Origin of the sequence: Amycolatopsis sp. WAC 04197 (assembly GCF_003947475.1) — a bacterium.
Lineage (GTDB): Bacteria > Actinomycetota > Actinomycetes > Mycobacteriales > Pseudonocardiaceae > Amycolatopsis > Amycolatopsis japonica.
The window spans coordinates 517,542-531,382 of record NZ_QHJK01000009.1; the positions used below are offsets into that span (position 1 = coordinate 517,542).

14 protein-coding genes are annotated in these 13,841 nt (G+C 69.1%); 4 read left to right on the forward strand and 10 right to left on the reverse strand.

Features of this window, described 5'->3' with window-relative positions; translation table 11 throughout:
- Positions 1 to 48 precede the first annotated feature (48 nt).
- The 7 genes from DMC64_RS32445 to DMC64_RS32475 form a co-directional block, all read right to left on the reverse strand.
- The gene (locus tag DMC64_RS32445) at positions 49 to 261 is read right to left on the reverse strand and encodes a hypothetical protein (protein ID WP_125736570.1); all 213 of its coding nucleotides are present in this window, start codon (positions 259 to 261) and stop codon (positions 49 to 51) included.
- A 160-nt stretch (positions 262 to 421) separates the two neighbouring features.
- Positions 422 to 631 (reverse strand): DUF397 domain-containing protein, encoded by a 210-nt coding sequence (locus DMC64_RS32450; protein ID WP_037343401.1) that lies wholly within the window; start codon positions 629 to 631, stop codon positions 422 to 424.
- Entirely contained in the window at positions 628 to 1,530 is a 903-nt protein-coding gene (locus DMC64_RS32455; RefSeq protein ID WP_037343399.1) for a helix-turn-helix transcriptional regulator, read from the reverse strand. The genes DMC64_RS32450 and DMC64_RS32455 overlap by 4 nt, the downstream gene beginning before the upstream one ends.
- Positions 1,531 to 1,973: 443 nt before the next feature.
- On the reverse strand, positions 1,974 to 2,873 hold the full coding sequence (tesB, locus tag DMC64_RS32460) for an acyl-CoA thioesterase II (RefSeq protein WP_037343397.1): 900 nt from the start codon (positions 2,871 to 2,873) through the stop codon (positions 1,974 to 1,976).
- 153 nt (positions 2,874 to 3,026) lie between these two features.
- Complete coding sequence (gene pyk, locus DMC64_RS32465; RefSeq protein WP_007033718.1) at positions 3,027 to 4,451, reverse strand: pyruvate kinase; 1,425 nt, start codon at positions 4,449 to 4,451, stop codon at positions 3,027 to 3,029.
- Positions 4,452 to 4,562: 111 nt separating this feature from the next.
- Positions 4,563 to 5,228 (reverse strand): DUF2461 domain-containing protein, encoded by a 666-nt coding sequence (locus DMC64_RS32470; protein WP_005166098.1) that lies wholly within the window; start codon positions 5,226 to 5,228, stop codon positions 4,563 to 4,565.
- A 73-nt stretch (positions 5,229 to 5,301) separates the two neighbouring features.
- The gene (locus DMC64_RS32475) at positions 5,302 to 6,522 is read right to left on the reverse strand and encodes a glycoside hydrolase family 18 protein (RefSeq protein WP_125736571.1); all 1,221 of its coding nucleotides are present in this window, start codon (positions 6,520 to 6,522) and stop codon (positions 5,302 to 5,304) included.
- 164 nt (positions 6,523 to 6,686) lie between these two features.
- On the opposite strand from DMC64_RS32475, the gene DMC64_RS32480 reads away from it, so the two are divergent.
- The gene (locus DMC64_RS32480) at positions 6,687 to 6,995 is read left to right on the forward strand and encodes a metalloregulator ArsR/SmtB family transcription factor (RefSeq protein ID WP_037343394.1); all 309 of its coding nucleotides are present in this window, start codon (positions 6,687 to 6,689) and stop codon (positions 6,993 to 6,995) included.
- On the opposite strand, the gene DMC64_RS32485 is transcribed toward DMC64_RS32480, so the two are convergent.
- Positions 6,989 to 7,330, reverse strand: coding sequence for a helix-turn-helix domain-containing protein (locus tag DMC64_RS32485; protein WP_037343392.1), 342 nt, complete (start codon positions 7,328 to 7,330; stop codon positions 6,989 to 6,991). The two genes, DMC64_RS32480 and DMC64_RS32485, sit on opposite strands and share 7 nt — an antisense overlap.
- 104 nt (positions 7,331 to 7,434) lie before the next feature.
- On the opposite strand from DMC64_RS32485, the gene DMC64_RS32490 reads away from it, so the two are divergent.
- Together DMC64_RS32490 and DMC64_RS32495 are read left to right on the forward strand one after the other, a co-directional pair.
- Positions 7,435 to 7,905, forward strand: a complete 471-nt coding sequence (locus DMC64_RS32490) for a group II truncated hemoglobin (protein ID WP_016332800.1) — start codon at positions 7,435 to 7,437, stop codon at positions 7,903 to 7,905.
- A 37-nt stretch (positions 7,906 to 7,942) separates the two neighbouring features.
- Entirely contained in the window at positions 7,943 to 9,385 is a 1,443-nt protein-coding gene (locus DMC64_RS32495; RefSeq protein ID WP_125736572.1) for an aromatic amino acid ammonia-lyase, read from the forward strand.
- A 74-nt stretch (positions 9,386 to 9,459) separates the two neighbouring features.
- Here DMC64_RS32495 and DMC64_RS32500 read toward each other — a convergent pair whose 3' ends face one another.
- Complete coding sequence (locus DMC64_RS32500; RefSeq protein ID WP_125736573.1) at positions 9,460 to 10,962, reverse strand: amidohydrolase family protein; 1,503 nt, start codon at positions 10,960 to 10,962, stop codon at positions 9,460 to 9,462.
- Between the two features lie 134 nt (positions 10,963 to 11,096).
- Positions 11,097 to 12,122 carry a 6-phosphofructokinase gene (locus DMC64_RS32505; protein WP_037343389.1) on the reverse strand — a complete coding sequence of 342 codons (1,026 nt, stop codon included), beginning with the start codon at positions 12,120 to 12,122 and terminating at the stop codon, positions 11,097 to 11,099.
- Positions 12,123 to 12,405: 283 nt separating this feature from the next.
- On the opposite strand from DMC64_RS32505, the gene DMC64_RS32510 reads away from it, so the two are divergent.
- Entirely contained in the window at positions 12,406 to 13,482 is a 1,077-nt protein-coding gene (locus DMC64_RS32510; RefSeq protein WP_125736574.1) for a 3-deoxy-7-phosphoheptulonate synthase, read from the forward strand.
- Positions 13,483 to 13,841: the final 359 nt, after the last annotated feature.

A 13,841-nucleotide genomic window follows, 5' to 3' on the forward strand; every position in this document is an offset into this window, starting at 1 on the left:
CGACAACTTCGCCTGTGTTTTCGCCGAGAGCTTCATCGCACTCGACCTCTACCGGGTGATGTCGCCGCTGCGGGCGGGCACCTGCCGGGCCTCGCGGCGCTCCTGGGCGGGCACCTGGACTTCGGCGCGGTGCGCGCGGATCCGCTTGCTCGCCCGGCGGGCCCGCTCGACCCACATGCTGCGGCCCGCTCGCTGCAGCGCCTCCCTCCGGTATTCGACCTCGGCCAGTACGCCGGTGAGGAGGGCGTCGTTCGTGTTCATCTTTTCCCCTTAGGAACTCACTGCCTCGTTGGTAGTGACGAGATTCGTCCTGAGGGGTGCCCTGAGGCATCGGGTGATCACCTACACCCGGACGTGATTCGACCCCTTACGCCGGCCCATCCCCTGCTCGGGGGGCGTAAGGGGTCGAGTTCGAGGGGCTCTAGCCGTGATCGGGGCCACTCGTGCGCACCGCGCCGAGCAGCCCGCGCCAAGCCTGCGGCGAGAGGCGGAAGGCACCTCCCTCAGGGTCCTTGGAGTCCCTCAGCGCGGCACCGTCACCGGTGAAGGCGACCTCCACGCAGTCGTTGCCGCCACCGCTGTGGCTGCTCTTGAACCACCGGGCCTGGGAAAGGTCATCGTTGGGCGTCATGCTCCCCACTCCTTACTTGTTTCCAGGGACTTCTCCGGAAGGGCCGCCTGTTCGGCGAACCTCCCGGCGGCCTCGGCGATCACCTCGACCGAGTCGTCCGGCTTCAACGCGGCGGCGCGGAGATGGTCGAACATCAACGCGTATCGCCGGACGTCCGGGGGTTCCTCCAGGTAGAGCCCGCTGGAGGTGCTGTCGACGTAGACCACGTCGGTGTCGGCCAGTTCGGGGAAGCCCATGATGAGGAACGGACCCTCCATCCCGGGATGGGCACCCGCGCCGAACGGCACGATCTGGACGGTGACGTTCGGCTGGGCAGCCATCGCGACCATCCGGTACAGCTGTTCCGCCATCACCTCGGGCCCGTCGACCACGCGGTGCAGGACCGCTTCGTCGATGACGGCCCAGTACTCCGGGGGCGAGGGATCGGTCAGCAGCTCCTGCCGCGCCATCCTCGCCGCGACCCGGCGCCTGATCTCGGCGTCCTCGGCGTCGGGCCGCATCGCCCTGATCACGGCCTTGGCGTAGCGCTCGGTCTGCAGCAGGCCCGGCACCAGGAGCGCCTGGAACGCGCGCAGCGAACTCGCGTCCGCCTCCAGGCCGACGAAGGTGCCGGTGAACACCTCGTTGTACGCGTGCCACCAGCCGCGTTTGCGGGCCTCCCTGGCCAGCTGGACGAGCGCCTCCTGCTCGTCACCGGCGATGCCGTACAGCTCAAGCATGTCGCGCGCGTCGCGCGGGGTGACGCCGACATGCCCCGTCTCGATCCGGCTGACCTTCGAGGCCGAGCATTCGAGCTTCTCGCTCACCTCGTCGATGGTGAGGTCGGCCGCCTCGCGCAACCGCCTCAGTTCGCTCGCCAGTCTCCGGCGGCGCACGGTGGGTCCCTGACCCCTCGTCATCACGGCACCTCCACAGGCTGTCCGAGCAACACCGATCGCGACACGGCGAGGAGAACAGTGTTCAGCAACCCCGCACGAAGCACATCTAACCAGCCCGAGACACATTCGGTGAGATGGTCACACGACCATTTTCACCCTCGCGTCGATTTTCATCCTGCAAATTGCAGATTGCCGTTGTAGGTTGAGCATTGTGCAACGCGGTACGCCCGCCCTCACCGGCGTCGGCGGATCCGCTCGCGGCACGGGCGCGGGGCCGCGAGCTGCACCGATGGGCTTTCGGAAGGATACCCGTCGAAGCCGGATTCACCCCCGGTGCAGGGCCGGAGCCGTCCCCCGATCGGTTCCGGCCCTCCCTTTAATTCGTAATGCTCTGGCTCCAGATGTTAATGCGTTTCGCCATTCCCTCTAAAGGGTGGACAAGGCCCGCTACCGACTGCGGAACGTCACACGACTCGGAGAAGACCTTCCTGCACGACGGTCGCGATATGCGTTCCGTCCTCGGCGAAGAACCGGCCGGTCGCCAGGCCCCGGGCACCCGACGCCGTCGGCGACGCGCTGTCGTAGAGGAACCACTCGTCGGCCCGGAACGGGCGGTGGAACCAGAGCGCGTGGTCGAGGCTCGCGCCGAGCACCTTGTCGAGATCCCAGTAGACGCCGTGGCGCGCGAGGACCGAGTCCAAGAGCGTCATGTCGGAGGCGTAGGTCAGGACGCAGACGTGCAGCAGCTGCTCGTCCGGGAGTTTACCGTCGGCCCGCATCCAGACCTGGTTCCTGGCGGGCCGGTCGCCCGTCTTCCTGGTCACCCACGGCGGATCGTTGACGTAGCGCAGGTCGATCGGACGCGGCCGGTCGAGATGGCCCATGAAGTACCCCTCGGCCCGTTCCTGCAGCGTCGGGAGCGATTCGGGGGACGGGACGTCCGGCATGGCCTCGGAGTGCTCGATACCGCCCTCGTCCTTCTGGAACGAGGCCGACAGGGAGAAGATCGCCTTGCCGTGCTGGATGCCCACGACGCGGCGGGTGGTGAACGAGCGGCCGTCGCGGATGCGGTCGACCTCGTAGACGATCGGGACGCTCGGGTCGCCGCCGCGGATGAAGTACGCGTGCAGCGAGTGGACCTTCCGCTCCTCGGGGACCGTGCGGCCGGCGGCGACCAGCGCCTGCCCCGCGACCTGGCCGCCGAACACCCGCACCGGCGAGTGGGCGGGCGAGACGCCGCGGAAGATGTTCTCTTCGATCTTCTCCAAGTCCAGCAACGCGACCAGCCGGTCGAGCACGGGCTGTCCGCCCACCCCGCCGGCGTTGTCGAAACCGGCCGCGGCTTCCCTGGCCATCTCAGTCATGTCCTGAACTTTAGGCCGTAAGGGTGCCGGGAGCCCCGGTGAGGCGGGACGTTTGTCGCGAAGGCCACCTTCGGGACGCCTGGGACGCTAGGAACGGTCCTTTCCTTGCGAAATTTGCCAGGAAAGGGTCCTTCATAGCATTGGTAGGCGCGGTCAGGCGTGGTCGTCCTCGCCCAGGCGATGCACCCGGATGAGGTTGGTCGACCCGACGGTCCCGGGCGGCGAACCGGCCACGATGACCACCAGGTCACCCTTGGCGTACTTGCCCATTTCGAGCATCGCGTGGTCGACCTGCTGGATCATCTGGTCGGTCGAGCCCACCTTCGGCACGATCCGCGTCGTGGTGCCCCACGTCATCGCGAGCTGGCTGCGGACGCTCTCCTCCGGTGTGAACGCCAGCAGCGGCAGCCGCGTGTGCAGCCGCGCGAGCCGCCGGACGGTGTCACCGGACTGGGTGAAGGCGACCAGGGCCTTGGCGTTCAGCCGCTCCCCGATGTCACGGGCCGCGTAGGAGATGACGCCGCGCTTGGTGCGCGGGACGTGCGACAGCGGCGGCACGACCGGCGAGTCGGTCTCGACGGCTTCGATGATCCGGCCCATGGTCTTGACCACGTCGATGGCGTAGCGGCCGACGCTGGTCTCACCCGAGAGCATGAGCGCGTCCGCGCCGTCGAGCACCGCGTTCGCGACGTCCGAGGCCTCGGCGCGGGTCGGGCGGGAGCTGTTGATCATCGATTCGAGCATCTGCGTCGCGACGATGACCGGCTTCGCGTTCTCGCGGGCGATCTGGATGGTGCGCTTCTGCACCAGCGGGACCTGCTCCAGCGGGAGTTCGACGCCGAGGTCACCACGGGCGATCATCACCGCGTCGAAGGCGAGCACGATGGCTTCGAGGTTGTAGACCGCTTCGGGCTTCTCGATCTTCGCGACCACCGGGAGGCGGCCCTTGCCGACGCGGTCCATCACCTGGTGGACCAGGTCGATGTCGGCGGGCGAGCGGACGAACGACAGCGCGATGAAGTCCACGCCGAGTTCCAGCGCGAACTCGAGGTCTTCGATGTCCTTTTCGGACAGCGCGGGCACGGAGACGTCCATACCCGGCAGGGAAACGCCCTTGTTGTTGCTGACGGGACCGCCTTCGGTGACCTCGCAGACGACGTCCGGGCCCTCGACCTGCTTGACCACGAGGCCGACCTTGCCGTCGTCCACGAGGAGACGGTCGCCGGGCTTCGCGTCGTCGGCGAGTCCCTTGTAGGTGGTCGAGACGCGGTCGTGCGTACCCGCGACGTCCTCGACGGTGATGCGCACGATGTCGCCGTTGTGCCACTCGACCGGCCCGCCCGCGAAGGTGCCGAGACGGATCTTCGGCCCCTGGAGGTCGGCGAGGATGCCCACCGCGCGGCCCGATTCGGCGGCGGCGGTGCGGATGAGGTCGTAGACCTGCTTGTGGTCGCTGTGCGTCCCGTGGCTGAAGTTCATCCTCGCGACGTCCATCCCGGCGTCGACGAGTTGCCGCATCTTCTCCGGCGTAGCGGTCGCGGGGCCCAGGGTACAAACGATCTTCGCGCGTCGGCTCACGTTCGCACAGCGTAGTCCCTCATCGTGGCTACGTCTGTACCGATACCGAAAGTTCAAGAAAAGTGTCAGTTGACCTGGGCGACAAGGAAACCACCGAACCCGGTTCGATGGTTATCGGCGCGGCTTCTCGCTCGGCCCGACGCGGTCCCGCGCCCATTCGTTGAACGCGCGGACCTGCCGCCACGCCTTGCGCACCCGGTCGAGGGCGCCGCGTTCGTGCAGGACGTCGTCCGGCTCCCAGCCGCGGACCGCGTACACGGAGCGATACTTCAGCAGGTCGATGCGGGGATGGTCCTCGGCGAAGCCGCGCGGCTTCGACTTGAGCCTGTCCCCCTTGACCTCCCAGCCCGCCTTCTCCAGCTTCGCGAGGATCTTGGCGAGCTCGGCGCCCCGCAGTTCCGTGTCCACGGCCTTGCGGAAACGGGCGAGCTGATCGGACTCGAAGTGGAAGCAGCCGCCGCCGACGCGCAGCCCGGCCGGGCCGACCTCGACGTAGTACGCGCCGCCGCCGCGGCCCTGCTCGATCACCGCCCCGCAGTGGGTCTTGTACGGCGTCTTGTCCTTGGCGAACCGGACGTCACGATACGGGCGGAAGACCTTGCCCTCGCCGAAACCGTCGCCGAACTCCGGGACGAGCTCGGCGAGCAGCGCCTCCATCGGCGCGCGGACGTCGGCCTTGTAGGTGGCGAGATTCGCGTCCCAATAGGACTTGGAGTTGTCCGCCTCGAGACCGTCGTAGAAGTCGATGGCGTACTCGCCGAAACCCTCGAAACCCATGGGGTGACCGTAATCCTCGTCACCGACGGAAGCGCGTGAAGGGGGCCTTCACGCGCTTCCGTCGGAGAGGGTCTTACTTGGCCAGAGCGGTGATCAGTTCGCCGTCGGCGGTGTCACCGGACAGCTCCCAGAAGAAGGCGCCGCCGAGACCCTGGTTCTTGGCGTAGGTGACCTTGCCGCCGATGGTCGCCGGGGTGTCGTAGCTCCACCAGTCGCTGCCGCATTTGGCGTACGCGGTGCCCGCGACGGTGCCGGTGGGCGGGCAGGTGGTCTTCAGGACCTTGTAGTCCTGGATGCCCGGCTCGGTGCCCGCCGCCGGACCGGTCGCCGTACCGCCCGGGGCATCCTGGGTGACGCCGGTCCAGCCACGGCCGTAGAAGCCGATGCCCAGCAGCAGCTTGTTCGCCGGGACACCCTTGGCCTTGAGCTTCTGGATCGCGGCGTCGGAGTGGAAGCCGGCGGTCGGGATGCCCGCGTAGTCGGTCAGCGGCGAGTGCGGGGCCGTCGGGCCCTGCGCGGCCCAGGCGCCGAAGTAGTCGTAGGTCATGACGTTGTACCAGTCGAAGTACTGCGCCGCGCCGCCGTAGTCCGCGGCGTCGATCTTGCCGCCGTCGGTGCCGTCCGCGGTGATCGCGGCGGTGACCAGCTTCGAGCCGAACTTCTCCCGCAGGGCCTGCGCGAGGTTCTTGATCGCGGCCGCGCCGCTGGTGTCACACGAGAGACCGCAGGCGTTCGGGTACTCCCAGTCGATGTCGATACCGTCGAAGACGCCGGCCCAGCGCGGGTCGTTGACGAGGTTGTAGCAGGACTCCGCGAACTTGGCGGGGTTCTTGGCGGCCTCGCCGAACCCGCCGGACCAGGTCCAGCCGCCGAACGACCACAGCACCTTGAGATTCGGGTACTTGACCTTGAGCTTCTTCAGCTGGTTGAAGTTCCCGCGCAGCGCGCCGGTGTCCCAGCTGTCCGCGACCCCGTCCACACTGCCGGCCGCGTCGTAGAACTTGCTGGTCGCCGCCTCGGCGTCACCGAGCGCGCAGCCACCGTTCGTCACGTTGCCGAACGAGTAGTTGATATGCGTCAGCTTGCTCGCCGAACCCGACGTGTCGATGTTCTTCACATGGTAGTTCCGCTGGTAGACGCCCCATTCGGCGAAGTACCCGAGTACCTTGCCGACCGAGGCCTCCGAGGTTTCCGGTGCGGCCGACGCCTGCTGCGCCGGAGCGGCGACGGCCAGCGCGCCGAGCGCGACGGCCGCGGCACCCACGATCGCGGTGAGCCTGAACGAACGGGACATGCGTTCTCCCTTCACGGTCACCGGCGGTGACGAGAGGACTGCGGCGGGACACGCACAAGCTAAGTGGACTAGACCACTCCGTCAATGGTTCAGACCAAGACTTTCGGATGGACATTTTCGAACATTCCTTGACGGAAATATGCCGTACGGGGCACATTTCCCGGATGATGCAGACTTTCGAGATCCTCGCCGAGCCGCGGCGCAGGACCATCCTCGATCTCTTGCGCGACGGCGAGAAATCGGTCAACGAGCTGGTCGAGGTCCTCGAACTGAGCCAACCGGCCGTATCGAAGCACCTGCGTGTCCTACGCGAGGCCGGTCTGGTCTCGGTCCGCGTCGCCGCCCAGCGCCGGTGCTACCGGCTCCGTCCGGAACCACTCGCGGAGGTCGACGCCTGGCTCGCGCCGTACCGCCGGTTCTGGGAAGGACGTATCGACGCGCTCGAACGGCACCTCGACGACGACAGTCAGTGAATAGGTAACGGCTCGAACGTGATGCCGCGGTCGGCCGCACGCCGCGTCCCCCAGTCGTAGAGCGCCTGGAGTACGGGGCGTAACCGCTCCCCCTCCTCGCTCAGCCGGTACTCGACATGCGGCACCCGGCCCTCGCGGCTCTCCCGGAGCACGAGGCCGTCCGCCTCCAGTTCGCGCAAATGCTGGGTCAGCATCTTCTCGCTGACGCCCGGCATCCGGCGCCGGAGTTCGCCGTACCGGTGCACGCCCTCCTTCAGCTGCGCCAGGATCACCGGTTTCCACTTGCCGCCGATGACGTCGACCGCGAGTTCGACCGCGCAGTGGTACCGCTTCATCGCCGCTCCCCTTGGCACGCACCGGAAAGTAAGTGGTTGTCCCCGGCGATCCGGGGTGGTTGCCTTGCCGGACCGGAAGATCATCGCCGCTGGGAGGACCTTACGTGACCGGGACGCCGACGTTGTACGAATGGGCAGGCGGGCTGGACGCCCTGCGCAGGCTGACCACCGTCTTCTACGGCCACGTGCTGAAGGACCCGTTGCTGGAGCCGGTCTTCCGCCACATGGATCCCGGCCACCCCGAGCACGTGGCGGTCTGGCTGGCCGAGGTGTTCGGCGGGCCGGAGACCTACAGCGGCGAACACGGCGGGCACCGGCACATGGTCGGACGGCATCTGGGCCGGGCCATCACCGAGGAGCAGCGCCGTCGCTGGGTGAACCTGCTCTTCGACGCCGCCGACGAGGCCGGGCTCCCGGCCGATCCCGAATTCCGCTCCGCGTTCGCCGCGTATGTCGAATGGGGCAGCCGACTCGCCGTGATGTTCTCCCAGCCCGGCCGCGAGGTCACCGTTCCCGAGCCCATGCCGAAATGGGACTGGGGCAACCGGCCGCCCTGGCAGCCGCCGTCGGACTGAGGCGTCATAGTGGGGCGGTCGTGAAAGGAGGGCCGCCGTGATCCGGGTGGACGGCCGGACCCTGCGCTGCGCGGACGTCGTGACCGCCGCGAGCACCGAGGGCCCATTGGGCATCGACGTTTCGATCGCCGCGCTGCGCGGCGCGGAAAGCGCGTGGAAGCTCGCCGAAGAACTGAGCACCCGCAGGATCGTCTACGGCCGCACCACCGGCGTCGGCGCCAACAAGGAGGACCCGGTCGGCGAGGGCGAGTCGCCGGATCACGGGCTGCGGCTGCTGCGCAGTCACGCCGGTGGCAGCGGCGACGTCATGTCCCCCGGCCAGACCAGGGCGATGATGCTCATCCGGCTCAACCAGCTGCTGGCCGGGCGCGCCGGGCTCAGCCCCGTGCTGATCGGGGCGCTCGCCGACGCGGTGCGGACCGGGGCGCTGCCGCTCGTGCACCGGCTCGGCGCGATCGGCACCGGCGACCTCGCGCCGCTCGCGGAGACCGCGCTCGCCCTCACCGGCGAACGGCCGTGGCTGACCGGCGGGGTGCCCCCGGTGCCGGTCCAGGCGGGTGACGCGCTCGCGTTCATGAGCAGCAACGCCGCGACGCTGGCCGAGGCGACCCTCGCGGCGATGCGGCTCGACACGCTGACGCGGGCGAGTCACGTCGTCGCGGCACTGACCTACATCGCGCTCGACGGGAATCCGGAGGCGTACGCGACCCCCGTGCACGAGGCGCGTCCGCACGCCGGGCAGGTCGCGTGCGCGGCGGAGATGCGGCGGCTGCTCGGGATGGAGGGCACCCCCAAACCGGGCAGGCGGATCCAGGACCCGTTCGGGCTCCGCGCTTTCCCGCAGGTGCAGGGGCCCGCGCTGGACGCGATCCACTACCTGCGCGACGTCCTCGCGGTGGAGATCAACGCCAGCACCGAGAATCCGATGATCTCGACGGTGCACCAGGACGCCTATCACCACGCGCATTTCCACACCGCGTACGTCTCGACCGCGCTCGACCAGGTGCGCGCGACCGTCCATCAGGTCGCCGAGCTGTCGGTGGCCCGGCTGGGTGATCTGGTGGAGCCGGAGTTCACCGGCTTGCGGCCGTTCCTGGCGGCCGGGCCGTCGGGCAGCTCGGGCGTGATGATCCTGGAGTACGTCGCGCACGACGCGCTCACCGAACTGCGGCAGGCCGCGCTCCCGGCGACGCTGGGCACGGCCGTCGTCTCACGCGGGATCGAGGACCACGCGAGCTTCTCGACGCAGGCCGCGCGGGCGGCGACCGCGGCCGGGGCGGCGTATCAGCAGGTGCTGGCGTGCGAACTGGTCGCCGCCGTCCGGGCGCTGCGGATGCGCAAGGCCGACCTCGTCGCCCTGCCCGCGCGGGACGCCTACGAGACCGCCGCGGCCGTGCTCGACCCGAGTGTCGAGGACCGGCCGCTCACCGACGACATCGCCCGCGCCGTGTCCCTTTTGGACACCTTCGCCCGCATCTGAACCCCGCGTTTCGTCCTCTGAATGCGGTCGTTGGTGATGCCAACTACCGCATTCAGAGGACGAAATGCGGGAGGTCAACAGCAGCATCCCCGGCGCGCGAGGGAGTGGAGCCGGGCGTTCGTCGGCGTGGGCCGGTTCGCGGCGGCCTCGACGGCGTCGAGCATCCGCCGCCGCTCCGCCTTGCCGAGGACCCGGCCGCGCGTGATCACCGTGTCGATCTTCGCGACGTTGCGGATGTCCGCGGCCGGATCCGCGTCCAGCAGCACGAGGTCCGCCTCCTTCCCCACCGCGACCGTGCCCGACGTCCCTTCCCTGCCGAGGAATTTCGCCGCGTCCCCGGTGACGGTCTTCAGCGCCTGCACCGGCGAGAGGCCGGCCTCCACCAGGAACGCGAGCTCCTCGTGCAGGCCGCTGCCGGGGAACGTGTACGGATTGAGGCAGTCGGTGCCGCCGATGAGTCCGACACCCGCTTCGTGCGCGACGCCGACCAGCCGCAGCGTCTCCCGGTAGTACCGCTCCTGCAGGGCGACGTCCGCCGGGGTCTTCGGCGCGAAGCGTTCGATGCCCTTGGCCCAGCTCTCGCGCACGTCCGCGGGTACGTACTTCAGCCGCGGGTCACGCTGGTGGGTTTCGGCGGGCTGCGTGACGACCCGGTTGATCGTCAGCGTCGGCGAGTGCCAGGTGCCGTTGCACCGCAGCCGCTCGAAGTAGGCCCGCGCCGTACGGCGGTCGTAGGTGGTGACCGACTCGAACTCCAGCCGCCGGGCCAGGTTGAAGAAGTCCCGCGGCGCCGCGGGGTCGTACGGCGTCGACTTCAGCCGGGCCAGGATCTCGTCGCGCCGGGACGAGCAGTGGATGGACACCCCGAAGAAATGCTCCAGGCTGTGCTGCCCGAGATCGCTCACCTCGAGGTGCGACAGCTTGTACGGCCAGTGCCCGGAGAACCGCAGGCCCTGGGCGCGGGCTTCGTCCGCGACCGCGCGCACGACGTCGGGTGCGAGGTAGGAGTAGGTCTTGACGAGCTCGGCGCCCGCGGCCTTCTCGGCGCGGACGGCGGCCCGCGCTTCGGCCTCCGTCGACACCTGGAGCACCGGCGGTCCCAGGAGCGTGACCGGCCCGTCGACGATCCCGCTCGCCAGCACGACACGCGGGCCGAGCAGCTCGCCGCGGTCGATCTTGCCTTTCGTCGCACGGTTTTCCGCGTAGCCCCACATCTCGCGGACACCTGTGACGCCGTGCGCCAGATGCAGCGGCGGGACGATGTCCTCGAGGTCCGCGCCGTGGGTGTGCATGTCCCACAGGCCCGGGACGAGGTACTTGCCGCGACCGTCGATCACCCGCGCGCCACCGGTTTCCGGGACCGGGCCGGAGCCGACCCAGGCGATCCGGTCGCCGACCAGCACGACCGAGACGTCACGCCGGGGCGCCGAACCCGTGCCGTCGATCAGCGTTACGTGGGCGAGGACGACGATCGCGTCCGTTTCCGCGGCGGCCGTACCGGGCAGCAGCCCGGCGAGCGCCGCCCCGGTCCCACCGGCGGCCAGCCACCTCAGGAACTCGCGCCTGCTGGACCCCATGAGCACCGCCGCCCTTCCACCCCGATCCCCCGGGTGGCCGATTCAACTCGCCGCGACGGCGGGGCCGCAAGAAAAGCGAAGGCCCCTTACCCGAGGTCAGCACAAAGTAAGGGGCCTTCTCCTCAAAACAGGGCTCAGCCGAAGAAGACCTCGGCCTCTTCGTAGCGTTCGACCGGGACGGTCTTCAGTTCGGCGGTCGCCTCGGCGAGCTTGACGCGGACGATGTCCGTGCCGCGCAACGCCACCATCACGCCGAAGTCGCCGTCGGCCACGGCGTCGACGGCGTTGAGACCGAACCGGGTGGCGAGCACGCGGTCGTACGCCGTCGGGGTGCCGCCGCGCTGGACGTGCCCGAGCACGACCGCGCGCGACTCCTTGCCGGTGCGGGCGGCGATCTCGTCGGCCAGCCAGGTGCCGATACCGCCGAGCCGGACGTGCCCGAAGGCGTCCTTCTCCCCGGTCAGCAGCTTCTCCTCGCCGCCTTCGGGCAGCGCGCCCTCGGCGACGACGATGATCGGCGCGAACTCCTTCTCGAAGCGGCGCTCGACCCAGGAGACGACCTGGTCGACGTTGAAGTGCCGCTCCGGCACGAGGATCACGCTCGCGCCGCCGGCGAGGCCCGAGTGCAGCGCGATCCAGCCCGCGTGCCGTCCCATGACCTCGACGACCAGCGCGCGGTGGTGCGACTCGGCCGTGGTGTGCAACCGGTCGATGGCCTCGGTGGCGATCGAGACGGCCGTGTCGAAGCCGAAGGTGTAGTCGGTGGCGCCGAGGTCGTTGTCGATCGTCTTGGGCACCCCGACGACGCCGACGCCGTCGTCCGTGAGCCGCTTCGCGACGCCGAGGGTGTCCTCGCCGCCGATCGCGATCAGCGCGTCGACCTGCTGCTCGGCGAGCACGGCCTTGATCTTGTCGACCCCGCCGTCGACCTTGTACGGGTTGGTGCGCGACGAACGCAGGATCGTGCCGCCGCGGGTGAGGATGTCCTCGACGTCGTTCAGGCCGAGCGGACGGCTGTCCCCGGTGAGGGGACCGTTCCAGCCGTTGCGGAACCCGACGATGTCCCAGCCGTGCACCTCGATGCCCTTGCGCACCACACCGCGGATCACCGCGTTGAGCCCCGGGCAGTCCCCACCGCCGGTCAGCACACCGACACGCATCAGAAGCCTCCGTCTTGTGTTCCGTAGAGATGACAGTCACATGTCCCGACGCCAGCGTAGCGGCAGTTCTCTGGATCGGTGCAGGGCGGACCACCTCGGGAATCGGTACGCGCCGCCGATGTGCTAGCTTGGCCCCGTGCAGCGCTATTTCTGGTTTACGAAGCCGGCCCCGGGTGGGCACGGCGGCGTGAACCTGCGCTGACCACCACCCCGAGCCGGATTTCCCACCGGCTCGGCGAGTTCCCGCGGGTCGGTATCCCTTTCGAAAGGAACCAGACCCGCGATGTCTCCCTCCGCTGACACCCTGATCGCCCTCGACGGGCACCGCACGGCGGCCATCAGCCCGCTGCTGTCGCCTGCCATGCTGCGGCACGAACATCCGATGACGGCGGAAATCGCCGATACCGTCCTAGCCGGGCGGGCCTCGGCCGTCGACATCCTCGACGGCCGGGACGACCGGCTCCTCGTCGTCGTCGGGCCCTGCTCGGTGCACGACGCGGACGCCGCGCTCGACTACGCCCGCCGTCTCGCCGCCAAGGCCGAAGAACACCGCCGCGACCTGCACATCGTCATGCGCGTCTACTTCGAGAAGCCGCGGACCACGCTCGGCTGGAAGGGCCTGATCAACGACCCCGGTCTCGACGGCACCTACGAGGTCAACCACGGCCTCCGGATGGCACGCAAACTGCTGCTCGACATCTCCGCGCTGGGCCTGCCGGTCGGCTGCGAATTCCTCGACCCGATCACCCCGCAGTTCATCTCCGACACCGTGACCTGGGGTTCCATCGGCGCGCGGACCGCGGCGAGCCAGGTGCACCGGCAGCTGTGCAGCGCGCTGTCGATGCCGGTCGGGATCAAGAACTCCACCGAGGGCGACGTCCAGGTCGCCGTCGACGCCACCCGCGCGGCCGGCGCGAGCCACGTCTTCGCCGGGATCAACCCCGACGGGCTCGCCGCGCTCATCACCACCGCGGGCAACGAGGACTGCCACGTCATCCTGCGCGGCAGCTCCGCCGGCCCGAACTACGACCCCGCGACGGTGGCCGACACCCTGGCGCGGCTGGCGAAGTCGGGGCTGCCGGAACGCGTGATCATCGACGCGAGCCACGGCAACAGCGCGAAGGACCACGTGCGGCAGGCTTCGGTCGTGCGCGAACTCGCCGGGCGGATCGGGGCCGGTGAACGGGGTATCGCGGGGCTGATGCTGGAGAGCTTCCTGGTGGAGGGGCGCCAGGACCTGACGCTGGGGTCGGCCGGTTCGCTGACGTACGGGCAGTCGATCACGGACGCCTGCCTCGGGTGGGAGACGACGGCGGAGCTGCTGGACACCCTCGCCGAGGCGGTCGACTCACGCCGCTGAGCCCCTCGGGAACGCTAGGAACGGTCCTTTCCTCGCAAATTTCGCAAGGAAAGGACCGTTATTGCACGGCACTCGGGCCTGCGAGGGGTGGAGCGGCTCCGGTCTCGTGTGGCGAAGGGAGCTTTCGCCGCATGGCACGCGGGGATGGCGCCCTTCACCTCAGGAACTCTGAGCAGCGCGAACCCGGCTCGCCTGGCGCCTGAGCGTAGGAAAGCGGTAGCCGTGAAGGACTGGCGGATTCACGTGGTGGTTGCAACACGCATTGTTTGTTGGTTGAACAGTAGTGCTTCGAGGGCTTCGGTGGGTGTGTGCCAGCCGAGGGTTTGGCGGGGGCGTCCGTTGAGTTCGGTGGCGACGCG

What these genes read in the sequence shown, in the direction of transcription:
- DMC64_RS32450 (WP_037343401.1), bottom strand. Translation starts at nt 631, where the DNA reads ATGACGCCCAACGATGACCTTTCCCAGGCCCGGTGGTTCAAGAGCAGC.
- DMC64_RS32505 (WP_037343389.1), bottom strand. Translation starts at nt 12,122, where the DNA reads ATGCGTGTCGGTGTGCTGACCGGCGGTGGGGACTGCCCGGGGCTCAAC.
- tesB (WP_037343397.1), bottom strand. Translation starts at nt 2,873, where the DNA reads ATGACTGAGATGGCCAGGGAAGCCGCGGCCGGTTTCGACAACGCCGGC.
- DMC64_RS32470 (WP_005166098.1), bottom strand. Translation starts at nt 5,228, where the DNA reads ATGGGTTTCGAGGGTTTCGGCGAGTACGCCATCGACTTCTACGACGGT.
- DMC64_RS32475 (WP_125736571.1), bottom strand. Translation starts at nt 6,522, where the DNA reads ATGTCCCGTTCGTTCAGGCTCACCGCGATCGTGGGTGCCGCGGCCGTC.
- DMC64_RS32480 (WP_037343394.1), top strand. Translation starts at nt 6,687, where the DNA reads ATGATGCAGACTTTCGAGATCCTCGCCGAGCCGCGGCGCAGGACCATC.
- DMC64_RS32455 (WP_037343399.1), bottom strand. Translation starts at nt 1,530, where the DNA reads ATGACGAGGGGTCAGGGACCCACCGTGCGCCGCCGGAGACTGGCGAGC.
- DMC64_RS32485 (WP_037343392.1), bottom strand. Translation starts at nt 7,330, where the DNA reads ATGAAGCGGTACCACTGCGCGGTCGAACTCGCGGTCGACGTCATCGGC.
- DMC64_RS32510 (WP_125736574.1), top strand. Translation starts at nt 12,406, where the DNA reads ATGTCTCCCTCCGCTGACACCCTGATCGCCCTCGACGGGCACCGCACG.
- DMC64_RS32500 (WP_125736573.1), bottom strand. Translation starts at nt 10,962, where the DNA reads ATGGGGTCCAGCAGGCGCGAGTTCCTGAGGTGGCTGGCCGCCGGTGGG.
- DMC64_RS32445 (WP_125736570.1), bottom strand. Translation starts at nt 261, where the DNA reads ATGAACACGAACGACGCCCTCCTCACCGGCGTACTGGCCGAGGTCGAA.